The 26,402-nt window shown below is 36.2% G+C and carries 23 protein-coding genes and 1 pseudogene; 13 read left to right on the top strand and 11 right to left on the bottom strand.

Annotated features, from left to right (window positions below; all coding sequences use genetic code 11):
• Positions 1-460: 460 nt before the first annotated feature.
• Positions 461-784, bottom strand: coding sequence for a hypothetical protein (locus QNH43_RS08885; RefSeq protein ID WP_283917518.1), 324 nt, complete (start codon positions 782-784; stop codon positions 461-463).
• Positions 785-1,116: 332 nt separating this feature from the next.
• On the opposite strand from QNH43_RS08885, the gene QNH43_RS08880 reads away from it, so the two are divergent.
• Complete coding sequence (locus QNH43_RS08880; protein ID WP_283917517.1) at positions 1,117-1,530, top strand: hypothetical protein; 414 nt, start codon at positions 1,117-1,119, stop codon at positions 1,528-1,530.
• Between the two features lie 573 nt (positions 1,531-2,103).
• Here the strand turns inward: QNH43_RS08880 and QNH43_RS08875 are convergent.
• The 4 genes from QNH43_RS08875 to QNH43_RS08860 all read right to left on the bottom strand — a co-directional run bounded on the left by QNH43_RS08875 (position 2,104) and on the right by QNH43_RS08860 (position 4,377).
• Positions 2,104-2,478, bottom strand: coding sequence for a recombinase family protein (locus QNH43_RS08875; protein WP_434060163.1), 375 nt, complete (start codon positions 2,476-2,478; stop codon positions 2,104-2,106).
• 301 nt (positions 2,479-2,779) lie between these two features.
• Complete coding sequence (locus QNH43_RS08870; RefSeq protein WP_283917516.1) at positions 2,780-2,977, bottom strand: IDEAL domain-containing protein; 198 nt, start codon at positions 2,975-2,977, stop codon at positions 2,780-2,782.
• A gap of 435 nt (positions 2,978-3,412) precedes the next feature.
• A complete protein-coding gene (locus tag QNH43_RS08865) occupies positions 3,413-3,658 on the bottom strand; it encodes a ParB N-terminal domain-containing protein (RefSeq protein WP_283917515.1) in 246 nt (81 codons plus the stop codon).
• A 560-nt stretch (positions 3,659-4,218) separates the two neighbouring features.
• A complete protein-coding gene (locus QNH43_RS08860) occupies positions 4,219-4,377 on the bottom strand; it encodes a DUF1540 domain-containing protein (RefSeq protein ID WP_101645284.1) in 159 nt (52 codons plus the stop codon).
• Between the two features lie 734 nt (positions 4,378-5,111).
• Here QNH43_RS08860 and QNH43_RS08855 point away from each other — a divergent pair.
• On the top strand, positions 5,112-5,264 hold the full coding sequence (locus QNH43_RS08855; protein WP_283917514.1) for a hypothetical protein: 153 nt from the start codon (positions 5,112-5,114) through the stop codon (positions 5,262-5,264).
• Between the two features lie 180 nt (positions 5,265-5,444).
• Positions 5,445-5,972 carry an acyl-CoA thioesterase gene (locus tag QNH43_RS08850; protein WP_283917513.1) on the top strand — a complete coding sequence of 176 codons (528 nt, stop codon included), beginning with the start codon at positions 5,445-5,447 and terminating at the stop codon, positions 5,970-5,972.
• A gap of 276 nt (positions 5,973-6,248) precedes the next feature.
• Here the strand turns inward: QNH43_RS08850 and QNH43_RS08845 are convergent, their stop codons facing one another.
• Together QNH43_RS08845 and QNH43_RS08840 are read right to left on the bottom strand one after the other, a co-directional pair.
• Complete coding sequence (locus QNH43_RS08845; RefSeq protein ID WP_283917512.1) at positions 6,249-6,380, bottom strand: hypothetical protein; 132 nt, start codon at positions 6,378-6,380, stop codon at positions 6,249-6,251.
• Between the two features lie 637 nt (positions 6,381-7,017).
• Positions 7,018-7,668, bottom strand: a complete 651-nt coding sequence (locus QNH43_RS08840; protein ID WP_283917511.1) for a GntR family transcriptional regulator — start codon at positions 7,666-7,668, stop codon at positions 7,018-7,020.
• 197 nt (positions 7,669-7,865) lie between these two features.
• Between QNH43_RS08840 and QNH43_RS08835 the strand changes: the two genes are divergently transcribed.
• From QNH43_RS08835 to QNH43_RS08815, 5 genes are all read left to right on the top strand, one after another.
• Entirely contained in the window at positions 7,866-8,582 is a 717-nt protein-coding gene (locus tag QNH43_RS08835; protein ID WP_283917510.1) for an RraA family protein, read from the top strand.
• Positions 8,583-8,680: 98 nt separating this feature from the next.
• Complete coding sequence (locus QNH43_RS08830) at positions 8,681-9,997, top strand: MFS transporter (protein ID WP_283917509.1); 1,317 nt, start codon at positions 8,681-8,683, stop codon at positions 9,995-9,997.
• Positions 9,998-10,041: 44 nt separating this feature from the next.
• A complete protein-coding gene (locus QNH43_RS08825; protein ID WP_283917508.1) occupies positions 10,042-11,223 on the top strand; it encodes an aminotransferase A in 1,182 nt (393 codons plus the stop codon).
• 25 nt (positions 11,224-11,248) lie between these two features.
• A complete protein-coding gene (locus QNH43_RS08820; RefSeq protein WP_283917507.1) occupies positions 11,249-12,925 on the top strand; it encodes a M20/M25/M40 family metallo-hydrolase in 1,677 nt (558 codons plus the stop codon).
• A 241-nt stretch (positions 12,926-13,166) separates the two neighbouring features.
• A complete protein-coding gene (locus QNH43_RS08815) occupies positions 13,167-14,591 on the top strand; it encodes an amino acid permease (protein ID WP_283917506.1) in 1,425 nt (474 codons plus the stop codon).
• Between the two features lie 1,208 nt (positions 14,592-15,799).
• On the opposite strand, the gene QNH43_RS08810 is transcribed toward QNH43_RS08815, so the two are convergent.
• The 4 genes from QNH43_RS08810 to QNH43_RS08795 form a co-directional block, all read right to left on the bottom strand.
• A complete protein-coding gene (locus QNH43_RS08810) occupies positions 15,800-17,236 on the bottom strand; it encodes an amino acid permease (RefSeq protein ID WP_283917505.1) in 1,437 nt (478 codons plus the stop codon).
• 105 nt (positions 17,237-17,341) lie between these two features.
• A complete protein-coding gene (locus tag QNH43_RS08805) occupies positions 17,342-18,796 on the bottom strand; it encodes an aldehyde dehydrogenase family protein (RefSeq protein WP_283917504.1) in 1,455 nt (484 codons plus the stop codon).
• 56 nt (positions 18,797-18,852) lie between these two features.
• Positions 18,853-19,893: a homoserine dehydrogenase gene (locus QNH43_RS08800; RefSeq protein WP_283917503.1), complete on the bottom strand. Its 1,041-nt coding sequence runs from the start codon at positions 19,891-19,893 to the stop codon at positions 18,853-18,855.
• Positions 19,890-21,140, bottom strand: coding sequence for a cystathionine gamma-synthase family protein (locus tag QNH43_RS08795; protein WP_283917502.1), 1,251 nt, complete (start codon positions 21,138-21,140; stop codon positions 19,890-19,892). Before QNH43_RS08795 ends, QNH43_RS08800 begins: the two co-directional genes overlap by 4 nt.
• Positions 21,141-21,923: 783 nt before the next feature.
• Between QNH43_RS08795 and QNH43_RS08790 the strand changes: the two genes are divergently transcribed.
• The 5 genes and pseudogenes from QNH43_RS08790 to QNH43_RS08775 all read left to right on the top strand — a co-directional run bounded on the left by QNH43_RS08790 (position 21,924) and on the right by QNH43_RS08775 (position 26,394).
• Complete coding sequence (locus tag QNH43_RS08790) at positions 21,924-22,568, top strand: GntR family transcriptional regulator (RefSeq protein WP_283918320.1); 645 nt, start codon at positions 21,924-21,926, stop codon at positions 22,566-22,568.
• Positions 22,569-23,567: 999 nt separating this feature from the next.
• Positions 23,568-23,714, top strand: coding sequence for a sporulation histidine kinase inhibitor Sda (gene sda / locus QNH43_RS08785; RefSeq protein WP_283917501.1), 147 nt, complete (start codon positions 23,568-23,570; stop codon positions 23,712-23,714).
• 244 nt (positions 23,715-23,958) lie between these two features.
• Positions 23,959-24,196: pseudogene (locus QNH43_RS27740) on the top strand (IS4 family transposase); the annotation flags it as partial.
• A 146-nt stretch (positions 24,197-24,342) separates the two neighbouring features.
• Positions 24,343-25,377, top strand: coding sequence for a FecCD family ABC transporter permease (locus QNH43_RS08780; protein WP_434060162.1), 1,035 nt, complete (start codon positions 24,343-24,345; stop codon positions 25,375-25,377).
• Between the two features lie 12 nt (positions 25,378-25,389).
• Positions 25,390-26,394 (top strand): FecCD family ABC transporter permease, encoded by a 1,005-nt coding sequence (locus QNH43_RS08775; protein ID WP_434060190.1) that lies wholly within the window; start codon positions 25,390-25,392, stop codon positions 26,392-26,394.
• Positions 26,395-26,402: the final 8 nt, after the last annotated feature.

Here is a 26,402-nt window from a genome sequence, read left to right as displayed (position 1 = left end):
CTCCTTTATATAAATTGCTAAATCAATATACAATCTTCTTCATGAATAATTTATAAAGCCAAACCCGTGTGAATCAGGGGTTTGGTTCTTAGTCGTTTTTTATCGTTTATTGGATTTTATACAACCTTGATGTAGCAAGGGCTTGCTAGATGATCAATAAAAAGCCCTAGATTAACCACTAGAGCTTTTTCTATTTCATCTTTATTTATCTAATTATGAAAGCTGTAGGTTCGTAAAAGTAGACATTTACGAATGTGTCTAAAAGTTTTAACTTTTAGAAAGCAACAGTAAACAAAAATGCAATTTTAAAAAATTGTTTACTTTTCTATTTTTTAAAATCATTCCTGCAACAAGGTAAAGAGCCAAACCTTTGGTATACATAGATTTAGCTCTTGGATCTATTTGTTAACTTAGGATTCAGTCGAGATACGTGTAGTTCCTGCTATAACGTGTATTGTAATCATTTTTCCTTTTTCTTTGATTGTTTAGTTAATTCCACAAGTGTTGTAACGCAACCTGATTGTAAATTATCAGTAAATGTAACTTCACCTCCAATAGTTAGAGGTACTTTAATCGTTAGATTTCTATTATTAGGATCTAAACTAGCTCCTAGTTCACAGTTTCCACAGTCAATGAAAGAATCTACAAGTAAGCGAGAACTTAAATTGTAAATAAGAGTTAAACAAATTGGTTGAGTTAAACCTTTTATAGTACAAGTCATTTTATCTGCACCTCCTTTTCTCTTTACTAAAATGTCTAACATGCGAAATTTGAGCTTTGTCAAATGTCCCTCGTAAAGAGCATTTTCATTCCATATTCTATGAATATATTGGACAAGCTGTTTGTGCTTATAAGGAAAATAGTGTAGAGAACTAAGCCTTTTCTGAATCGGAATATACTTGTGCCTTAGAACGCTCTATTTTGCGTTTTAAGGCATTTTTACTTTTCTAAAAAGTTAAAACTTTTAGATGGAAGGAAAACGTGGATTAAGAAAGATTGGATTTTGTTTTGGTATTAGAAAGCTACCTTCGGGGGGTTTTTTATCAGTATTCATTTCCATTATTTTCTTTGCATGCGATAATAAAGAAGAAAAAAAGCTAATTTCGGGGGATAGATATGTTCTTAATCGGAGCAGCAGTTCAAAGTTCAGGGTTGCCACCCAGTTTTTATGGTTCATTAATCGGTTCATTTTTTTCAGGTTCGGTAGCAGTAGGAATATTGATTTACAACAACTGGCAAAAAAACAAGGAATTTAATTTTCGTTGCTATGGCACAATGAAAGTTATTAATTTTCGAATGACTAATCTATCTGAGTTGGAAAATTTAACAGTGGATACCTTAAGAAGAATGACCGAAGATCCTGAAAAAAAAGAAATATTTTTAGATATTCTTACAACTTTTGGTAAACGTATTTTTGTAGAACATGATCTATTTTTAGAAAAAGAAAGAGCAAATATTCCTTATGACTTTACAAACAAGTTGCCTAGTGGCGAGCGGAAAAGGGGCGTGGGAAATCTCCCCACATATTAAAAGTTTTGGCTAGGCTTTTTCAAAAGCCGGAGGGGGTTTAATGACTTCTACATGATCCACCTTCCAGCCTTCACCTTTAAGAGCCATTTCCTATTAACTAATATTTCTTTGTAAATATAATATATTCTACCGAGGTTCATACTTTAATACATAGTAAGTAATATGTTTATCAAACTAGTTACTTAAAGTAAAACATTTACTATAATCAACACTTACTACGTTCATTGTCATCCTTTCCTTGATTTTAACTTTTGCAGTGCCATTAACCTTATTCTTAAACGAAACTATTAGGTACGTTCACATCATTCAGACCTTATTTAATACACTCATCAACCTACCATAATATAGACTTCCACGAATTATTTAAGTTCAAAGTCATTACTTCCATTGTCATCCGATCATCCCAACGAAATGAATCATCTACGGTAAACCCCGTTAAACGGATATATCAAAATCCCTCTATCTCTTTTGGTTAATGCATCAAGTTTTTTTATAAAACTTCGCATCGATGATAATTTTCTTGAGTCCATTTTTATACCCAGTGACTAATTCTATGTACATTTATGCGTAAAACTAAAATTTTACGCATAAATAAAGATCTACGATCTCGAATACAGTCTTTAGATTGAACCACCTCCATCCCGTTGCATTGCTTTTGTCCATTGATAGGTTTTCTGGCAGACTATGAAAGCCCATACCTATTTCAATTAAGCTATACTCAATTTGAATCAAAACTTGCATGTTATGGCCTAGTTGATCCAATCTCCAAACGACGATTGTATCGCCTTCACATGCATACTGATGTGTTTCCTCTAAATCAGGACGTTGTTTTTTTGTCTCTCTCATTTTGTTGTGAAGGATTATCGTACAATCATGTTGCGTTAACGCATCTGTTTGTAAATCCAAATTTTGCAATCCGGTTGACACACTTGGATATCCAATTAACACCAACTATCACTCACTCTTTATTGCTCTGATATTTTTTAACATAATATAAAAATAAGTAATTTTTGAACATAGAGTAATGAACAGGAATTTATTACATTTAAGTCAATAAAAAATGCCCCTTTCAAATTAAAAAGAAGCGTGTTCAGAAAAGAACGAGTTTTGGAACAAATAATAACTTATTTATAACATCGTGCATAATCGATAAAAATCATAAACGCCAATCCCTTATAGATTTGGGTTGGCGTTTTGGCGTACTTCTTAAAGTTACAAATATATTTAAGTTCATTTTTTAAACAACATATTAAGAAATGTTTTTCAATTCCTCTGTTAATCGTAGGAATTCTTCTTTGTTTTGATCCTGTAATGACTGGTCAATCTCTTTTCGGATTTGCTCTTTTCGGAAATTAAGAAGGGCTTTGTTTAACACCATTTCAGCAAATTCAGAATCCTTAACGTTTATGTAAGGTTGTGGTGGTGTATTAGCCAAATTCTTTTCCATAGGAAACCAACTCCTTGACCTTTTTTCTATTATACCACCAGTTTTCAGAATATTCGAATTTTTATCTAAGTAGTTCCAATAATATATCCATTAGTCAGATAATTGTTTTATATGTTTCAATAACAAAACTAATTATATATTACATAAGTACTTCCTTAAATAAGCTTATGTCTCTAATTTGAATCGAATAGGTAATTAAAAATCTAAAGTTAGTTAATTTATTTGTAGAGCGTTTCTCAGCATTAAATTTTTATAAAAAGTAGTGTTTTTGACTTTAAAAGTTATGTTTTTACTTTCAGGTAGGTTTACGTTTAGCTGTTCAGTGATTGCTGGATGGTTCTGGTTTACACTAAACGAACTTATAGGAAGAAAACCCCCGAAAATTTTGATTGCAGGGGTTTTCTTCCTTTTTTCTATTTTTGATTATGTAAAAGCCTATTTTTCATAAATAATAGGGACTAGTTCCATCCCTACCTTTTGGGCTGCAATATAGCGTCTGTAACCGTCCCTAAGGATCTTTGTATCCCTATTTATCATAATGGGTTCATCTAAGCAGCCTGTCCGTTTAACATGATTTAAAACTTGTTGTGTTTTTTCAACACTCGGATTGGAATTTAAAAACTCTTCCGTTACAACAATCTGATTTAGTAAAATAAACTCTTCTGTTTCATCTGGTTTCATTTTTATTTTCGCCCCTATCTGAAGTCTAATTATATTCTTTATTCACCTATTATAAGACCGATTTAATCAGCTATTCTCACTTTTCTCATCCTAAGGCCACCATTTGGCAACCTTCTTATGGCGCTAACGTACCCTTTAGTGTAAGTACATTTGTTCACATGTTAGTTCAAATAGAAGATAAATTAAAAAAGAGCAGATAATTTTTAGTTTTCTGCCCTTCCTTTTTAACCGTAGGAATGACTATTGATTGCCTAGACTAGAACATTATCATTACGACCAAACGTCCAACATTATATCCCGCTAATACTATTGAAAATCCACCAAATATATAACATGCTTTATTAAAATTATTTTGTTCATTAATTTAATAAAGTTTTTAAATTGATTTTCAAGTTATATCGCCTCTTACATAGTCGTGCTAATTAAATTATTTTTAAGGGGACAGTCCCCATTAAAAATGGTAAAGGAACCCGGTATGACTGCATACCTATAGGGGCTGTTCCTATTTCTCGAATTAAAAAACCGGGCGGCATCAGCCGTCCGGCCCATTCTGTATTCCATTATTGTTTGCGAGGTTCAAAGGTTTTACAAGCCGTTTCCTCAACATTGTCAGCATCATTGTTATCAAGGCCCACGACATAAATGGAGTCGGCAACACATTGATTCCCCTCGGCCCAGTACGTACAATTCTCTACGTTACACAAAACTTCGAGTTTCATAAAATGTCTCCTCCTCTTTATTGTTTAGTAACATATCCCCGTTTTTGGATATGGATAAACTCACATAAGCTTCTTCCTTCTTCTATGGAACTACTTAAATGTCTGTAAAACCAAGCTACCACTAGCCTTCTTTGCTGACCATAAGAGCATATAAAATGGAATTCGCCATGCCTTCCGCTGCTTCTGGAGGCAATTATCAAAAGGCTGGCTAAGCAGCCATACCTACTTAAACTAACGCACCCATTTGTTCATTAAATAAGCTACCGAATCACCTTAGTTTTTGAAGTAAAGCACCGTTAGCTGACGAAGAAACTAAACTGCATAATTTATTTAAGTAACCTTATTAAAGTAAATTCGGTTGAATATACACAGCTTAATCTTTTTTGTGAGAGTGGCAGATGGATGCAAAAATATTTTGCTATCTCCACACTAAAATTATTCATGCAAAAAAATTTGGCAGTCTAAAGTCGATAATACTCTTTTAATTCTGCGAGTTACAAGTTGGCGCGATACTTGCATAGTAGATTGATATAGATTTAAAAACTTAGGAGGTACACAAAATATGTTCTTAACCCTAAAATAATGAACCATTTATAGACTAAGTCATAAAGTCGATATGCGTATAGCAGCTTATTGTTTGGAAAAAGAAAGACCGCTGAATCTTCTCGTTTTCAGTGGTTATAAAATCATCTAATGGAAAAAAGATTTAAAAAACTTTTTATTGGAGGCCTTTTATGTGGGTAATCACTGTTTATTCAAAGAACAACATTAAAATATATGAGTTTGACTCTGAGAAAGAAGCTAAAGATGCTTTCAGGAGGATGCAAGGTTGTAAAATCCTAACAGAAGTAATTTATTTTAATGATTTTGATTTAGTTAAGTCGTAAAAATTCAGAATTTTTCGCTAATTTTAACTTTTTACATTCCTTCTTTGAACTAGTCAGGATTATAAAAAGAAAGATAGACGTACTAGAACCTTGTTCAAAATCGAATCGATATGAACGAGACAGTTTCACTATTTTAGGAATGGTTATAAAGAGGTTTATAAATTAAAGGGAGATATGTAAATGGAAACTAAATACTGTAAAGAATCAAGAGTTATAAGAACAAGTCGTGTTTTTCCAAATGATGTAAATAATCATAATACTTTGTTCGGTGGTCGTTTGATGAGTCACTTGGATCAGGTATCCTCAACTTCTGCAGCGCGTCATAGCCGTAGGGAATGTGTAACTGCCTCAACAGATTCAGTTGATTTTTTACATCCAGTTCGAACAACAGATTCAGTCTCCTTTGAATCTTATGTAACATGGACAGGTACCTCGTCAATGGAAGTCTTTGTGAAAATTATTGCAGAAGACTTAAAAAGCGGTAATCGTAAAATCGCAGCAACTGCACTATTAACTTTTGTAGCACTTGATCAACATAACCGGCCAACACGTGTTCCACAAGTCATTCCAGAAACAGAAGAAGAGCGAAAATTACATGAAACCGCACCTGATCGAGCAAGAATTCGTAAGGAAAGGAAACAAAAAAGTAAGGAATTGGCTGCATTTTTAACTGCAAATTATCCCTGGGAACAATATAGTTCATGCTAAGCTTTAAGTAGTAGAATGGGATAGATTAGTGAAATTTTCGCTGATGTTCTTAACGGAAAAACTTATCTACGAAAAATAAAATGATAAATTCTTGCCTTTACTCCGTGGAGCAAAGGCTTTTTTTGACGAGCTTCTTCTACTGATAACGATTATATTCTTTTTAATTGAATTCACAGAGGTATACAAGAAGATATAGGGAAACAAATCGTTAATTTTGGAGCGGTAACTCTAGTATCCCTCAAAAAACATCAATTTTTTTGAGGGATAGTTCGAAAGTCACATATGCTTACTTTTTTTGCGTTCCTGGGCTTTTAATGCTATTTTTTCAAGTCCATTGTTCGCAAATTCTACATCTGTTTTAGGTAAAGCATCATTATTCTTAAATTGCTTATTTTTATTTTTAGACATTTTTTCACCACCCCTGTAGTTTGATTTAGTTATACGATTTGGATGCCAACAATAATAAATACACTATTTAATGATACTGTGTAATTTTTATCCTTTTTCGTTATCGGCAACCAGTATTTTTAGTTTGCGTTCATTTTTGCAGGCTATGCTATTTGAGATTCTTCTTCAACCTCTTAATTTTAACTTACCAATAATTCTAATTTAGATTTAACAAGTAATCCCTATGAAGATTACACTTCCTTTCGTTTAGAATCGTAAACATTGGAGAAAACGATGATGAAATTCAAGATATTGTGGAAAAAATAAAAACTGCGGAAGATAGGATTTTAAAGGATGAACCATACTTATACCTACAAAACTATCCTACCTAGTTTTTTTAGTTTTAAATTTCCTCTGTTGGCATTTCTAAACACGCAAGATTGAAAAAGTCTTTGGGGAAACAAAAAACCGTGAACCTATACACTTTAACCAGCTTTCCTTTTAAAGAGTACTCAAAAACTGCATGTGATTTTTCGTCTATATATTTAGTCAAAAAAACTGCACCTCCAATTGTTAAATTGGAGGTGCACTTCAAAGTCAGTCTTTTATTATGGGGATTTTTAAAAACTAGTATCATTTAACACTTTTGCCGTACTGTTCATGGATCCAGAAGCGTTTTTCTGCCATATTGTAAGTGTTCTTCAATATTTCGAACTACTTCCTCCATGTTGCCTTTTTCCAGGGCCTCTACAATTAATACGTGTTCATCGTATGTTTGCTTTAGGCGATCTATTTTTTTCTTTAATACTTCTTTTCCGTAAAATTTCAGTTTTTCTCTAATGCTTTTAAATATATCTAACATTTGTTCATTTTTATTAAACTCCATTATTCTAAGATGGAACCTCATATCGTATTCAAGTGCTGAATAGGAATCTTCATTTTTTATATACTCGTATTGCTTATTTAAGATGTCATAAAGTTCTTCGAGTTGGTGTTTTTCAATACTATGTGAAAGCTTTCGTAACGCAAATGTTTCAAGTGCAATTCGTATTTCATACACTTCATTAACTTGTTTTACAGAAATATCACATATATAGATACCTTGCTTTGGATGAATACGAACCAATCCATCATGTTCTAAACGCTGAAGGGCTGACCGAATAGGAGTCCTGCTCATTTCTAACTGTTCACTTAGATCCCCCTCTTTAACAAATTCTCCTGGCGATAATTCTCCGTTCATAAGTAGTTTCTTAATCATCTCATAAGCTCGATCTTTTAAAAATTGTCGTTTGGGTTGGTGTATGCTCATTTTATCTATCCTTTTAAAAAGTATTAATACTACATAATGGTATATAAAAAATAAACAGCAAGGAATTTCTTTAACTTACTATATTCTATCATATAAATCGCGTATTTAAATTTCAGAATAGATTGACTAATGGATTCACCTGTTGTATACATATAATATACAACATGAATACAACAAGTCACAAGAGGTATAAGTTAGTGATTGATAGCGTTTACAAAGAAAGGATGAATGTAATGATAACGGTAAATTCTAAAACTCTAAGACCAAAACCTGAAGAAGTAAAGCAATTGGGAACTATTTCACCAAGTGATTATGGGCATCATTTGAATTTCCAATTAATCAATACTAAGAAAATCAAGCCTTTATTCCCGGTTGAAAACACATTTGCTGGTCCGGCAGTGACGGTCCGAATCCCTCCAAATGACGGTCTATTAGTTTATAAGGCACTGGATTTAGTACAGCCTGGTGATGTAGTTGTGATCGATATGAACGAAGAAGAGCGTTTTGCATGTTGGGGAGAAATTACGACAAGAGTTGCGATGGAAAAAGGAGCCATTGCTGCCATCATTAACGGGCCTGTTACCGACACTAAAATACTTAATAATTTGCAATTCACCGTGTTTTCTTACGCGATTTCACCTTTAACTACCAAAGTCTATAGTATTGGTGGCGATGTAAATGTACCTGTATCCATTTCAGGATGCATCATTAACCCTGGGGATATTATTGTTGGAAGTAATGATGGCCTGTTAGTTGTTCCACAAGAAGAAACATTAAGTTTTATTGAAATCGGCAAAAAGGAAGAAGAATCAGATGAAAAACGACGTCAAGAGTTACAAGCGTTAGGTGTTGAAAAATACCTTCGCCGGTGCGATCCTCTTTGGGAAAAAATGTTAGGTAATGATCAGAATTAATCGATTTGCAAAATACTTATTTCACCCCTAGGCTCCCAACATAATCCTGTCTTATACTTTATCAATTATCAATTCTTATAAAGGAAGTGGATAAAAAGATGAAACAAGTAAAGATAGAAAAGCAGGTAGAATTAATCGCCGAATCTCAAGGCAAGGAAAGAAAGATTGGATTACGTTGGGGAATGGGTTTGATCTTTTTTATTATAGGTTTGATAGCGTACATGGACCGAGCCAATCTATCTGTGGTCGCTAAACCAATGATGGATGCTCTAAATATGAACAAAGTTGAATTTGGACTTTTGTCTTCCCTCTTCTACGCAGGATATTGTATTGCTCAAATTCCAGGGGGAATGCTTGCAGAAAGGTTCGGGTCAAGGAAGATCATTATAATAGCGATTACCTGGTGGTCTGCATTTACAGCACTTACAGCGGCCTCTACGTCTTACGTTGTATTATGCATTGTAAGGTTTTTATTTGGTGTTGGAGAGGGTCCAATGTATCCAGCCAACTCTGTCTTCAATTCATACTGGTTCCAAAAACATGAAAAGGGACGAGCAGCAAGTGCATTATTAGCTGGTTCTTTCTTCGGGCCTGTTATAGCACCAGGAGTTTCAGTGGCTATCATGCTGCTTTTTGGATGGCAAGGCGTTTTCTATAGTTTCGCTATTCTCGGCATTGGGATTGGCTTAATTTGGTATATTGTAGGTCGTGATAAACCAGAAAATCATCCTTGGATTTCCGAAAAAGAAAAAGTTCTTATATGTGAAAATCGAAGCATCACCGGAACAGAAAAAAAGACCGCCCCGTGGAAGATGTATCTTAGAAACATCCGATTTTGGGCAGTTGGGATACAATACTTTGTCGTCATCTATATGAACACCTTCTTTTTAACATGGTTACCTACTTATTTAATGGAAGCACGAAATTTCTCATTAAAAGAAATGGGGGTAGCAGCAAGTTTCCCTTGGCTTGCTATTTGTTTCACTGTTCTAGCTGGAGGCGCCGTATCGGATATCATCTTACAAAGAACAAACTCACGAATGAAGGCTCGAGGTAGTCTAGCCTTGATCGGATTCATTTTTTTCGTTATCGGTTTGTATTTCGCTGCCTACTCCACAAGTCCTTGGATGAACGTTGTCTGGTTGACACTAGCACTTGGCGCTCTTGGGCTGCCAATCGTTACTTCTTGGGCAACCGCAAACGATTTAGGTCAAGAATTCGCAGGATCTGTCAGTGGTTGGATGAACCTTTGGGGAAGCATTGGAGGAATAACGTCTCCGATTATCTGCGGATGGTTTGCGCAGGAAATGGGTTGGAATACAACCCTTTTAATCAACATCATCCCTATCGGACTTGCTATTTTCTTATGGTTTCTCATCAAACCTGATCATCCATTAATTCCGGCTGAAAATTAAAAACATTTTGTAAAATCAAAATTCTAAAAAAGGTGATAGTACAAATGGAAAATTCGATAAATAAAAGCGTCTCAACCATCAAGATTCCCGGCATACGGACATTTTCCAATATGGTGATCCATTATACCGATTCGATCAATCTTACCCTAGGTCAGCCAGATTTCTCAACACCTGAACATATAAAAGAAGCTGCTATAACAGCGATTAGACAAGATCATACAGCCTATACACATAACGCCGGCCTATTGAGCCTACGGAAGGCTGCCGCAGATTATGTATTCCAAAAGTACAATCTCACCTACAATCCTAAGGATGAAATCATTGTAACAAACGGTGCAACTGAAGCCATTGACAGTGCGTTCCGAACCATTTTACAAGCAGGGGATGAAGTCATTCTTCCCTCTCCTATTTATCCTGGATACGAACCGTTAATTACATTATGTGGAGCAGTTCCAGTTTACGTTGATACGTCAAAAAATTCTTTCAAAATGAATGCTGAAATGATTAAGAATAAACTAACGAAACGAACACGCTGCATTGTTCTTTGCTCACCTTCAAATCCCACCGGAAGGATGTTAAGTGAAGAAGATATCGTTGAAATTGCTAATGTACTTAGAAATAAAAACATCTTTGTTGTTTCAGATGAAATCTACAGTGAACTGACTTATGATAAAAAGCATTATTCAATCGCCTCTATTCCAAGTATGAGGGAAAAAACTATCGTCATTAACGGTCTTGCAAAATCCCATTCTATGACAGGTTGGAGAATTGGTTTTACTTTTTCACCTTCCTATTTATCTAGTCAAATGTTAAAAGTCCATCTTTATAATTCAGTATGTGCCAGCACAATTAGTCAATATGCGGCAATCGAAGCTTTAACCCAAGGGAAGGATGATCCAGGCCAGATGGTTGAAGAGTATCGAAAAAGAAGAGAGTACATCTGCAAACGGCTCACCGACATGGGTTTAGATGTGGTCATACCAGATGGTGCTTTTTACGTTTTCCCTTCTATAAAATGTACAAAGATGAAATCGTTTGATTTTGCGCTGAAGCTGCTCCAAGAGACAAGTGTTGCAGTTGTTCCTGGCGATGCGTTTTCAGAGTTTGGAGAAGGATACGTAAGGATTTCTTATGCGGCTTCTATCGAATCGCTTGAAGAAGGATTAAAACGAATGGAGCAATTTGTCCATTCAATAAAGCGTAAGTCGTTAGCAACTAATAAATAAAAATTTTTTTAAGGAGATAACAATCATGTACAACAAAATTCACAACATGACAATGCCTGAAAAAGTAGAAACACTTACACGTGCTCTTGTAAATATTAGCAGCATTAACGGAACAATTGGTGAGGTGGAAGTGGCTAACTTTGTAAAAGAAACTCTTCTAGGCTTTCCGTATTTCCAACAAAACCCATCTCAAGTATGGGAACAGCCGGTTCCAAACGATCTACTGGGCCGGAAAAATATATTTGCATTAGTCAAAGGGAAATCAGAGACAAAAGATACAATTATTTACCATTCGCATTTGGATACGGTTGGTATTGAAGATTATAGCAACATGAAAAAAGATGCGATGAATCCGGATGCTTTAGAAGATTTTTTCAAAATGTATGCATTTGACAAAGATGTACAAAAAGATGCTCAATCAGGAGAGTGGCTGTTTGGAAGAGGGTCCGTTGATATGCAAAGCGGAATCGCAGTGCACCTTGCCAATGTTCTCCACTTTTCCGAACATCCCGAAGAATTAACGGGTAATATTCTGTTAATGGTGAACCCTGATGAAGAGAGCCAGCATAAGGGAGTGATATCTGCCATTGCTGAGTTGAATCGATTGAAAGAGGAGCAAGGATTGTCTTATACGGTAGCCATAAATGATGACTTTATTACTCCTTTATATAATAATGACCCTCACCGCTATATTTTTACGGGAGCTGCAGGTAAGCTTCTACCGAGTTTCTATATTTATGGTCGCGAGGCCCACGTAGGTGAAACGTTATCCGGTATTGATCCAAACTTTATTGCGGCTGAGATAACGCGGCGTGTCCATAATAACCTGGATCTAGCCGAAAATATTGACGGTGAATTGGTTCTCCCACCTTCTTGTTTGTATCAACGCGATACAAAAGAATTTTACAATGTACAAACCGCTACTAGTAGCTACCTCTATTTTAACTACTTTGTTTATAAAGCGACAACGAAAGAAGTCATGGATAAGTTAACTGCTGTTGCTTTTGAGGCCTGCAGGGAAACAGAACATGTTTTATTCAAGCATTACAACGATTTTCTCATGCGCACAGGGTTGCCTTCGAAAACACTATCCTGGAAGATTGAAGTAACGAGTTTGGCCGATTATGTGGATGAGTTGGAAAAGATGGGTATTAATACAGCGGAAAGAATGAAAAAAGCGTTTAATGAGAATGAACATTTAGAGCCAAGAATGCTTTGCTTCAAAATTGTCGAAGCCTTACAAGAACTTGATCCGAATAAAAAGCCGCGGGTTATCATCTTTTTCGCGCCACCTTATCTTCCACACAACTATTTAAATCAAGATAATGAGAGGGACGCTAATCTGGAAAATGCACTAAAAGAAGTATTAGATGAAGTAGCAAAAGAAACCGACGAAAAGTTTGCACTGAAAAAGTTCTTCCCTTATCTAGCAGATGGCAGCTTTTTATCCTTGCACGAAACCGACGAGGACATCCTGTCGTTATTAAATAATTTCCCGGAATGGGAGTCCATTTATCCTTTGCCTATAAAGGACATTCGTAATCTTAATATCCCATCTATCAATATCGGTGTATATGGAAAAGACGCTCATAAATGGACAGAACGGGTTTATAAACCTTATACTTTTGGCGTTTTACCCGGACTTTTAAGAAATGTAACGCTTAAGTTATTAAAAAAAAATGAAGCAATTTTAAGCAAGTAGACCCGGTAATGTAATAGCTTCAGAGATTGGAGGGAGAAAGAAGTTTTTATTCTTTCCAATCTTTCCTATAAATTTGATGTTATTAAGCCTGTATGTTTATAAACAAATATCGAATTATTTTAATAGGTGATGCTAAATAGACTGTGTAGTTTAACTATTATCCTAGAAATACGCACGAAATAATTATCATAATATTCATATTTTTTCGTTTCATTAATGATATAAGAAAGAGTGGTAAAAAATGGGAATGATACCTAAGGAAAACAATGAATTAAGACGCACGATGAAAAGCAGACATTTGTTCATGATTGCACTTGGTGGTGTCATTGGAACTGGATTATTTCTCGGTTCAGGATTTACTATTAGTCAGGCGGGACCTGGAGGAGCCGTTCTTGCTTATGTACTTGGTGGGTTTCTTATGTATCTTGTTATGCTTTGTCTCGGTGAATTAACAGTAGCTATGCCAAATTCGGGCTCCTTTCAAGCATATGCTACGAAATATATTAGTCCTTCAACTGGATTTACGATTGGCTGGCTTTACTGGTTAAGTTGGGCGAATACGATTGGATTAGAATTTACATCTGCAGGTATTCTTATGCAGCGTTGGTTTCCGGAAGTTCCTGTTTGGATTTGGTGTATGGTATTCGGAATTATCATATTCTCGATAAACGCATTGTCCACACGTAGCTTTGCAGAAACAGAATTTTGGTTTTCTAGCATTAAGGTGACAGCTATTGTTCTCTTTATTATCCTTGGGGGGGCAGCTATGCTTGGTTTGATTGACTTAAAAGGTGATGAATCTGCCCCGTTTTTTTCGAATTTCACAGGTGACGGTGGCCTCTTCCCAAATGGTATTCTCGCCATATTTTTAACAATGGTTACGGTGAACTATTCTTTCCAGGGAACTGAACTCATTGGTATAGCTGCTGGAGAAAGTGAAAATCCAGACAAGACGCTTCCGCGTTCCATTCGAAATATCATTTGGCGTACCATGTTTTTCTTTGTTTTGGCGATGTTTGTACTTGTTGCACTAATACCGTGGAAAACTGCCGGATTAGTTGAAAGTCCGTTTGTTTCCGTATTTGACATGATTGGAATTCCATATGCTTCAGATATTATGAATTTTGTTATCCTTACCGCTGTTCTATCTGTAGCCAATTCAGGACTGTATGCAGCATCAAGAATGCTCTGGTCACTTTCTAAAACTGAAATGGCCCCATCTGTGGTCGGTAAATTATCTTCAAAAGGTATTCCGTTGAATGCACTGATTATCACAATATCCATATCGGCACTCTCACTTCTTACTAGTGTCGTGGCTGCAGAAACAGTCTATGTCTGGCTTATTTCTATTTCAGGTGTGATTACAATTGTCGTATGGATGTCTATTTGTGCATCACAGTTCTTTTTTCGAAAACGGTTTAAAGCAGAAGGTGGAAATGTAAAAGATTTAAAATTCAGAACACCTCTGTATCCACTTGTTCCGATCTTGGGATTCGTGTCATACGGAATTGTGTTAATTAGCCTTATTTTTATTCCTAATCAAAGACTAGGGCTATACTGTGGTATACCTTTTATGGTAGCCTGTTATATTTATTACCACGTAATAATAAAGAAGAGAAAAAAGCACAAAAGCGGTGAAGACAATGAACTTGGAAAAGCACAATGAGTTTATTGTGGAGTACCTGTTGTGCCTTAGAACCATTTTATCTATAGTATCGAAACACACTTCACAATATGATTAAGGGGCCATACTACGGCTACAATAGTGTCAAATAGATTTAGTTGAATGTAGTCATTACTTGTTAATTCCATAAAATCTACTTCGTTAACTTTTATAAGAATAAAATATGTTAATGTTATAAATTAAAAAGCAGAACAAGAGTAAATCATTTGTTCTGCTTTCTGATTCTAAAAACTCCTAGCGTCGATAAATATTGACTGTCGTTATTAGTGCTTGGTAATGGCAATACTCTATTTGTACTTTTCAACTAAATCGAGGATCGCAATTTCAATTAAATCGGATTTTATGAATTTCTGTTGGTCTGCGGACCTATCAAACAAAGCCCCAACTTCCTCATTTATGACAATCGTTTTCCGTACATTTTACCCTATTCTAAAGCGATAATCCTCTGATAAAGATTTTCTCTACTAATAGGGTTATCTTGTTTTTCATCCAGGGCATATGCCTTATGAGTTCCTTTAATATCGCTTTTTCTTCCGATGTGAAATCTATTTCATTACCATTTATCCCTCTGTTCACATCAAATAAAATAGGTTGTGAATGTGTTCTAAAGTGATTCTTCACCTTCACCTTCACCTACATAGTACAGCCCTTTTGGCCAGAGTTTTGATATTCATATCCAGCATTGTGTAATGCTTCTTTAACTTCTTTTCACCAATACCCACTTTCTCTTTAGCAATCTTAGCTATGGTGTTGCCGGTTATCATTAAGCCGTCCAATATCTCTTTTACCTTCTTGCTTCACATTCCTTTCACGTTAATATCCCACTTGATTCACCTATTCTACATTCTGTGTGACTTCCCTACGATATTTCAAACGTAATTACCAAATACCCTCACTTTTCCTTTTATGGCGGGTGAAAAAAATCATATGGGGTTCAAAAAAATTGTTGCCAATCGAAGTGAAATTTTCCAATGGCTGAGGACATTTATATTATTAGGGATAAAAAGAAGAGTGTTACTGTAAGTAACAGTAACACTACTTTCGATAACATTATCTTTTAGATTCTCTATAACCAGCTGACTTTGCTTCTCCTTTATTGTAGGGTTTGGGTTTGTCTAATCAAGTTTACTTCCATTTGACTACAATATAATTATATTCTAGTTTATTAGGTTTTTTATACTAGACACTCACTACTTGATATTCTCAAAAAATTGATCTGATTCACCATGAGAATCGATTTGATTCTTAATTCCTCGATTTTTTATATAGTAGAGGAGATAGCAAAAGGCAATGAATGGTATTCCACAATATAGGGCAATTCGTTGGCTTGGATCGAAAGCAAGACCCAAAATAGAAGCGAAACATAAAACAAAAGCGGTAATGGGCACATAAGGGTAAAGTGGTGTACGAAATTTTAAATCTCTAATATCACCACCCGCTTTAAGAAAGTGTTTACGGAACACATACTGTGATAAAGCAATTCCCATCCATACTGCAACAACCGCAAATCCAGATATAGCCACAAGCACCATATAAACCGTATCCGGAGCCACTACACTAGAGAATAATGACAAGCAGGCTACTGCCATACTTACAACCAAAGCATTAAACGGAACTCCTTTTGACGTTACCTTTCCTAAGAGAGGACTTATCATCTGCTCATTTGAAAGAGACCATAACATACGGGTAGATGCATAGAGACCGGAATTTGCTACTGACAGTAAAGCTGTAATAATAACAAAGTTCATGATATCAGCTGCAAAAGGTATCCCTATGCTATCAAAAACCATAACGAACGGACTTTCAATGACTCCCGCTTCTTTCCAGGAGATTAATCCAGATAATACAAATATGGCACCAACAAAGAAAAACATAGTTCTCCAAATTACATTTCTAATGGTTAGTGGAATGTCTTTTTCCGGGTTTTCACTTTCTCCAGCAGTAATACCGATGAGCTCTGTTCCTGAAAAGGCAAAATTCACAGAAATCATGGTTATAAGTATCGGAAGGAATCCATTTGGAAAAAGGCCTCCTTCCCCGGTAAAATTAGAAAGCATCGGAGCAGCTGCACTACCGTTCATAGGAATGAAGCCAAACATCGCTGCTCCACCTAATATGATAAATAAAATAATAGTAATTACTTTAATGCCGGCAAACCAAAATTCAGTTTCCGCGAAAAATTTTACAGAAAAGGCGTTCAGCAGAAAAAGTAAAATCGCAAAGAGTGCGCTCCACATCCAGACGGAAGTATCCGGGAACCATCTCTTCATCAATAGGCCGGATGCAGTAAATTCCGACCCTACCGTAACTACCCAGGTTAGCCAGTACAGCCAACCAATGGTAAATCCGGTGGCAGGACCCACAAATCTCGTAGCATATGTTTGAAATGAACCGGTTACCGGCATAGCTACAGTTAATTCGCCAAGGCATAGCATGACCAGATACATGATCAGCCCACCAACCAAATAAGCGAGAATCGTTCCTCCCGGTCCAGCCTGATTAATTGTATAGCCTGTACTTAGAAATAGACCCGTTCCAATTACCCCACCTAGCGAAATCATGAACAAGTGCCTGCTTTTCATTGAACGCTTCAACTGATTTTGATTGGTACACTTGGCGTCTAGCATTCAGTCTCCTCCTTTATATTATGATGCAGTACCTTACTTGTAGCGCGAAGATTGACCTCGGGTCGATTCCTATAATGCTATCATTATCAAATTAACCTTTTTCTCTCATCTGTTGCTCGAAACTTTAAAACAAACCACTTTTGTTTCAGTCATTTCTTGAAGTGCAAACTTAATTCCTTCACGACCTAAACCAGAACCCTTCACTCCCCCGAAAGGCATGGCATCTATACGATAATCAGAGCTATCATTTACCATAACCCCGCCTACATCCAATTTACGTATAGCTCCAAACGCCCTATCTAAGTCACGAGTGAATATACCTGCTTGCAAGCCGAACTCCACATTGTTAGATTGGAAAATAGCGGTATCCAGATCGGGCACACTGTGAATGGTAACAACTGGTCCGAAAACTTCTTCAGTTGCCAGCTTACAATGTGCTGGGACATTCTCTAAAACAGTTGGATAATAAAAAGAACCTTGACGTTTACCGCCACACAGCAATCTTGCGCCTTTCGCAACAGCTTCATTAACCCAACTCTCAACTCGCTTTGCTTCTGTCTCCGAAATCATAGGCCCCATGTCGGTTTCCTCTGAGAGTTTATTGCCCACTCGATACTGTTGAGTACGGTTAACAAACTTTCCAATAAAGTCCCTATAAATATCTTCTTGAACATATACTCTTTGCACTCCCAAGCAATTTTGACCTGCGGCCCAAAAGGCGCCGGATACAGTCGATTCAACCGCCTTTTTTAAGTCAGCATCTTCCAGCACGATAACGGGTGAGTTTGATCCTAGCTCCATATTCATCTTTTTCAAGCCTGCCTTTTGCATAATCGCTTTGCCAGTGGCGAGTCCTCCTGTGAAAGAAATCATTCGTATGGCTGAATGAGTAATCAGACTCTCGCCCATATCACTCGGATACCCCGTAATGACGGACAATATTGTAGGTGGTAAACCTGCTTTTTCAAAGGCTTCTGCCAATAAAAGAGCACTTAAAGGTGTAGCAGGTGCTGGTTTTACGATGATGGCATTTCCAGAAGCAATAGCAGGTCCCACTTTATGGGCAACAAGATTTAATGGATCGTTGAAAGGTGTTATAGCTACAATAATCCCAACAGGAAAACGATAATAATATCCCATGCGATCTTCGCTTCCCGGCATTTGGTCAAACGAAATCGTTTCGCCATTAATTCGCCTTGCTTCTTCTGCGCTAATTCGAAGTGTTTCGATACAACGCACTACTTCTTTTCTCGCCTCTTTAATGGTCTTGCTTCCCTCACGGGCAATGGTCATTGCATATTTTTCCTTATGCTCATAGATCCAATCGGCGGCACGATTTAGAATGGCAATTCTTTCATGTGTTGGCATGTCCGCGGCTATTTTCGCTCCCTTTTTTGCCTCTTCAATGGAATGAAGTACATCCTTCTCATTAGCAGCAGGGACGGTTGCAACTAAACTATTATCTTGTGGATCGAGAACTTCAATTATTTTATCGCCGGATACCCATTTTCCAGCAAGAAACATCTTATTTTTCTTTGTAAGCGCTTCAATAAATGTCATCGATATTCACCCCGTATAAGTAATTTTCCAGCTTATAACTTGAATGGTATACAAGATCATAATTGCCCACGGCTAATATTGATTAAATCAATCAGAATAGAGAATCCTGTTTCTTTGCGACCAGCTCCGGCACCAATCAAGGTAATCGGACCGGCTAAGTCACAGTTATACGTAATAGCGTTTTGTGCTCCCAAAACTCCAGCTAGAGGATCTGTAAGAGGTATAGCTTCAGGACCTACCTTTGCGATTACTTTATCACCATCCTTTTTACATTTAGCAATGAGCTTCCACCTTTTCCCTTCAGATTTTGCCCATTGAATGTCTTGTTGTGTAAGATGGCTAATTCCTTCACATTCTACTTCCTCTCGTTTCATCGGAATATTCATTACAACATTAGCAAGAATAGTAGCTTTATACTGCGAATCATATCCCTCTACATCGCTGGTAGGATCTGCCTCTGCATAGCCAAGAGCTTGTGCCTCAATTAATGCATCCTTATAGCTCAATCCTTCTTCCATTTTGGTCAGAATATAATTAGTCGTTCCATTTAAAATCCCCCGCACTTCAAAAATGTTATTTCCCGCCAATGAAACGAGAGGCATTTTCAATGCTGGTGTTCCACTCATAACAGTTCCTTCAAAGCCCCATCGCACATTATTCTTTTTGGCTAACTCAGCTAGTTCTTGATAAGCTAAAGAAACGGGACCTTTATTGCTCATTACTACGTTCTTTTTACTTTCAAATGCCGTCTTACAATGATCGATAGCGGGTTGACCAGTTTTTACATCAGTGAAAGTAATCTCCACAATGGTATCCGCATTACTCTCAAGGATTGTCTTAAAGCTGTCCCATCCCCTTATCAACCCAGGGGTTTCAGGGTAACTCTCCAGTTTTCCCGTTTCCTTTACAACTTGTAATACTTGAGAGATATCCAACCCTTCAGGGTGATAAAGAGAGCCCTTCATGACATCGGAAATGGCAACAATTTTTGCATCAAAGCCAAGTTCACTGTGTAAAGACTCACCTTTATCTTGTAAAATTTCTGCCAACCCTTGGCCGACTACACCAAATCCAAGTAATGCAATTTTTTGTGTCATATCTCCATACCTCTTCCATTATCAGTATCTTTATTTGCAGCTACCGTTACTGGTAGTTGTGACTCCAAATGAGCAAAAGCTTGTTCTAAATCAGAAATAAGATCTTCCGTATCCTCAATTCCTACGGAGATACGAACCAAACCTTCCGGAATACCAAGAGCTTTGCGTTCTTCAAGAGTACATTCCACATGACTAGTCGTTCTTGCGGGTCCATATATAGTTTCTACAGCTCCAAGATTTCCGGCTTTATTTGCATATTGTAATTTTGGCAATAAAATTTTTATTGCATCCATCTCCCCTTTCAATACAAAACTTAATATTCCGCCGAAACCTCTCATCTGTTTCTTTGCAATATGGTGATGCGGATGCGTTTCTAACCCAGGATAATTGACCGCTTCTACAAGCTTTTGCTTTTGCAGATACTTTGCGATTTCCATTGCACTCTTTTCTTGCTGACGTACTCGAAGTTTTAACGTTTTCATCCCTCTTAAAATAAGATAGGCTGACCAAGGATCCATCGTCGCTCCATTGATTTCTCGATAATGATAGACTTTTTTCATCAGTTCTTTGGAGCCGCATACCACACCGCCTAATGCATCAGCATGTCCGCTTAAGAATTTAGTGGCACTATGAATTACAATGTCAACTCCTAATTGAATCGGATTTTGATTAATGGGAGTAGCAAAAGTATTGTCTATGATGACCAACGCCCCTACCGATTTTCCGGCTCTTACCATTCTCTCAATATCAGTAATCTTCATCGTAGGATTGGTAGGAGACTCCAAATATAAAACCTTGCATCCTTTGTCCACTTCAGCTTCAATTTCTTCATGATTTCCAGTGTTGCATAACTGCACATCTACATCGAGATTCGGTAAGAATTCGGTAAAGATTTTATTGGTTCCCCCATATGTGTCTTTAACCGATATGACCCGGTCTCCCGGTCTTAAAAATGTATATAGAGTGCTGCTAATAGCCGCCATTCCTGATGAGAAACCAATTGCTGCTTCAGCTCCCTCGAGGATTCTTACTTTTTCCTCCAGAGCTTGAACAGTAGGATTTGCCATGCGATTGTATATATACCCTTGCTTATTTCCAATAGCCACTTCATGCCACTCTTCTATGTCATCGTAATTGTAGGCTACACTTAGCACCACGGGAACTTGAGTTGCATTGTAAGCAAGAGATTCTTTTTCTCCTGCCCATACAGCCTTGGTACCTTCTCGTATATCGTTTTGCTTACTCATGTTTTCTCACCTCTAATTTTCATAGCTTTTTCAACTACATCTCTTTGTTGTTCGAATTTATATAATATATTGTATATTGTATATTGTATATTGTATATTTAATAGTTACTTTCTTTTCCGTACTTGTTATTTCTCTTTTTTACTGCTTAAATTTATCTTTGCCACTTTTAAAATGATGCTTTATTAGCAACTTATTATATAATTTATATTATATTGTATATTGTATATTTAATGGTCCCTCCTTTTCTTTATACTAGTCACCACTACCTTTTTTTACTTACTTAAAATTACTTTTTACTATTTTTAATATGAAGGTATTTAGTTAAAAAAGCTAATAACTCAGCATAATTTTCAGTTATATTGTATATTGTATAATTTGCTGAATAATCAGAAATATCATTCATATTATGGATTATAATACACTGGACTCTTTGCCATTTCAATGTTTTATTTATTTAATTTCAAAAATACTTTCAAATTAAAACAGCTAGGTTTTAATAATGCTCCATATTCTATTTCCATGTAGCAGTCTTAAATGTTCGCCTTCACTCTCATTCCTTACATTCATTTAAAATGAGAAATTCTTATGATCGGTTCCATTCGCTTCATGATCAACTTAGAGCCTGATAGTAATGCAAGTAATAGTGAGTTACTATATTACAAAACAGTAGAGCTATTGAAGGATTTAGAAGCCGATGCCAATATAAAAATCAAGAATTTTCAATTTTATATTGTATATTGTATAATAGATGATATCAACTTTTAACATAGGGGAGAAGGACTATCAAAAAGAGATACCAATCACTTAAAGACCATGTATATAATCATATAGCTGAAGAAATTCAGAATGGAACACTGCTTCCTAAGCATAAAATAAATGAAGTAGCACTAAGCGAGAAATTAGAAGTGAGCAGAACTCCTGTAAGGGAAGCTTTGATACAATTAGCCTCAGAAAATTTACTTGAGTATTTTCCACGAAAAGGATTTATCGTTAAAGAACTTGATACAAATAAGAAGCTTGATGTTTTTCAAGTTGTTGGTGTGCTGGACGCCTTAGCAGCCTCATTATCTATAGCCCATATTACAGAAAGTGATATTGAACTAATGAAAGAGTTGGTTAAAAAAATTGATCTGTCAATTTCACAAAAAAATTATGCGGATTATCAACAATACCAAAATCAATTCCATAAAGTATATATAGATAAATGTAAAAACGATACATTAATAGACCTTCTTAATTCTTTACAAAACAGTTTTGTTAGACAAATTTATTTGAGTAAAGACGAAGAAAAACTATTTGCCGTATTAGAACAAATGAATGAACATCATAAACAAATTATCCATTACTTTAATAAAAGAGACAAAGAAAAATTAGAGCAGCTTATTAAGAATGAGCATTGGAAAATAACTCATATTGATATGATATAGAGTATATGGTTCTGGTGCAAAAATGAGTTACTTGAAGGAAAAGTCGTAACATTCCTATCAACTTACAGATAATAATTAAACTCTGAACAATTTGCAAATAAATTTCTTTTGATTTTGGGCAGATTCAACCCTTCTTCTGTGAATCTGTCCTATTTTGATTATGTGCATAGCTTTAAGGTGACTTAATATATCAGTGGCTGTTTGAAATGATTTTAATCCAACATCGGACGAATCCTTTTCTTTATTAAAGCCCTTGTCTTGACCCGTAGATATCGCTAAGCACAATCATGTCGCGAGAGCTTGGTTATAATTCATTGTGAGACCTCCAAATAGATGTTTTTGTCCTTTTTTAGCTGGCCAGCTTATGACACTCACCTTATCAAGAGGTCTTTTTTCGTTCAAACCTCATTTTCAGTTATTACAGGAATGCTGCCCCGATAGTTAGCCATCCATGAATCGCAAAAATCGGCGATTCACCACAAAGAATGAAAATGGTTAGGAAGTGTCAATACTGATACTGACCTTAAACCAGTCAACCCTAATCCATAGACTAATTAATTACCGCTCTCCTCTTTTTTTTAAACGATTGAGCAAGGTCTCCTTAAGTATAGTCATTTTTCATTTTTAAAGAAACTTATTTTCATGGTAGTTTCGTAATAAAAGGTTGCCGCAGCAACCCCTTATTGAAGTAAATCCCCTTTAGTTGCATAGATAAGCTACGATCTTCAAAAATAAACCACTTAATTGAAATCCCAGAACCGTCTATATATATCAAATTAAATTATTACTTTAATCGGTGATTTTTAACTGTTATGTTAATAATCACTATTATGTAAACTAGGAAAGCTAAATATATTGTGTTTAACGATGTCGGTTTATGTTGTTTTATGTAGATTAAAATATAGAATAAATATGAAACCTTGTTATTGCAAAAAAGTTCACTCTATATTTTAAGTTAGAGACTTAAACGTGGTTTTAAAGAAATAGAAGAGGGAATATATGAAAAAATTAAATGATCAACTATTGATAGACTCATACCATAAAGCAATTAAATTAGACTTAGAAAAAAAACTTATCCTCGTTCTAGAAGAAGAATTGAAGAGAAGAGGTTTACCCCTTAACGTTCAAATAGATAAGCGTAACTAATTAGTATAACTGTAAATCTTTGCTCTTATTTTTTAACTTTTTTAACCCAAACTAATAATTCTTGTTCCTTAGTAGTCAATTCTCAGTATAAGACTTGTTTAAATTTTAAAACTAACTAACTCTCTAAGATTTAACTTTTTAGTGTCCTAAATATTGACTCAAATCCACTTTTAGGGGTCCTACCAACAAAAATCGAAAAACGCTATTATTCCTGTAATATCATGAAAAGGCTGGTGTTTTTTTTATGTATCGCGAGATTTCAGACGAACTTACCCTCTTTTCACAGGAACTACAACGATTTTTATCTCCAAAAGCTCTCCAAGAGCTAGCCAAAAAGTAGTGAGTACTTCCCTAACAGAGTTATGTAGTTGTCTAGTATCTACAACGGAGTCTTTATAAGCCCTAAAGGACTCAATCAACTATTTAATCCTTCGGCTGTCAAGCTCTTACGACAGAGTATTTACTTCCTTATTTACTCAAAACCTATATACATTTCAGGTTCTTCCTTATCGTTACGCTTCTCAAATTAACGTATTAAAAAATAGATTGATTTCAACAAAGAGTAAAGATATAATCATCGTGATAATGATTATCAATTTCATTTAGTGAAAAGTAAAGGATGAATTAAATGTTACATAATCCCTCTCTAAAGGGACTCAAAAATCGTTCAAGTGTTTTTCTGCTAATGTGTTTATTCATTCTGGTGATTCTTGGATTAGTGATGTGCCTGTTTTTGGCTGTAACATTTGGGGCAAAAGAGGTTACCTTCAATACAGTGTGTTCAGCGATTTTTAATTATGATCCTACACTGACACAGCAACAGATTATTCACGAACTACGGCTTCCACGGGTGATTGGCGCTGCATTAGTCGGAGCAGCATTTGCAGTTGCAGGGGCTTTAATGCAAGGAGTCACCCACAACCCCTTAGCTGACGCAGGAATACTTGGTATTAACGCAGGGTCAATGTTTGTGGTAGCCCTTAGTTTTGCTTTCTTTCCAAACATTCCGTATTCTATCTTGATGGTTTTTTCATTTATAGGAGCTGTATTGAGTACAATATTCATTTTTATAATTGGCTCATCTGTGCCGGGAGGATTAACACCTATACGGCTGACAATCTCAGGTGCAGTGATAGCAGCACTCTTACATTCACTTAGTTCAGGAGTGGCTATTTATTATGATTTGAGTCAAGATTTAGCCTTTTGGTATGCCGGAGGTGTTGCAGGGATAAAGTGGAATCATTTGAAAGTGTTAGCTCCTATTATTCTTATGGCAATTATTTGGGCAATATCGTTAGGGCGATCTGTGTCGCTCATTTCAATGGGCAATGATATTGCCACCAATCTTGGTGTGAATACGACTCGTATTAGAATACTTGGAATAATAATAGCCGTTATTCTGGCAGGGGTTTCTGTTTCGGCCGTTGGTTCAATAGGGTTTGTTGGACTTGTAATCCCACATATTTCACGAAAATTGGTTGGAGGATATTATCAACTCATCATTCCAATGTCAGCATTATTGGGTTCGATACTGTTAATACTGGCTGATCTGGGAGCTCGAACTTTGAACCCACCTAGAGAACTGGCTATTGGTATAATGGTTGCCCTTGTCGGTGTTCCTTTTTTTCTCTATATTGCTCGTAAAGTAGGGAGGGACTTATAGGTGAAATATCATATGAATGGAGACAACAAGAGGGCATATACAGTTACTATGGTATTTATTTTAATTAGTATAGTTGCAGTATTAATAAGCTTGAATACAGGTACACTGCGACTTTCACCTTTTAAAGTAATCCAAACGCTTTTAGGCTACGGTGATTTTAAAAGTTCTACTGTGCTGTTTGATTACCGTATGCCACGAATCTTGATTACTATGTTGGCGGGAGTTGGATTAGGAATTTCAGGTGCAATCTTACAAGGATTATCACGTAACCCTTTGGCAGATCCAGGAATTTTAGGCTTACATGCAGGTGCGTCCTTTGGTCTCATTATCTTTGTTACATATTTTCATTCATTAGATGAAAAAGCGTCCATTCTTATACCGTTATTTACCTTTTTAGGCGGAGTCATAACTGCTTTTCTTATTGTTTTACTTGCCTATGATCGTTACAAAGGCATACTGCCCATTCGACTTATTCTGATTGGAATTGCAATTTCTGCTGGTTTTAGTGCAATTACACTTTTTCTGTCTCTTCGTCTTGATGAAGAAACCTACTCATTTGCTTCAAGATGGTTAGTTGGAAATGTATGGGGAAGAGATTGGATTCATGTTATTGCCCTTTTTCCGTGGATCCTTATTTTGGCACCTTATGCTTGGTTCCAATCTAACACATTAAATGCCTTATCACTTGGTGATGACGTAGCAGCTGGCCTTGGTGCTTCTGTTCAAAAACAACGTTTGCTGATGCTGGCAACTGCTGTTGGTTTGTCATGTGCGAGTGTAGCAATGGCCGGCGGTATTGGATTTATTGGTCTAGTCGCTCCTCATCTTGCCCGCCGGCTTGTTGGCCCAATGTACCAACATTTCCTTCCTGTTTCAGGACTTATAGGCCTCATTATTTTGGTGCTTGCGGATACCATTGGTCGATCCATATTTCAGCCAAATGCTATTCCAGCTGGTATAGTAGTCGCTGCTATAGGAGCTCCCTATTTTCTTTATTTGCTCACAAAAACAAAATAACTTTTCAA

Source organism: Peribacillus simplex, assembly GCF_030123325.1.
Classification (GTDB): Bacteria; Bacillota; Bacilli; order Bacillales; family DSM-1321; genus Peribacillus; species Peribacillus simplex_D.
This window is presented reverse-complemented; position numbering and strand designations above follow the sequence as displayed.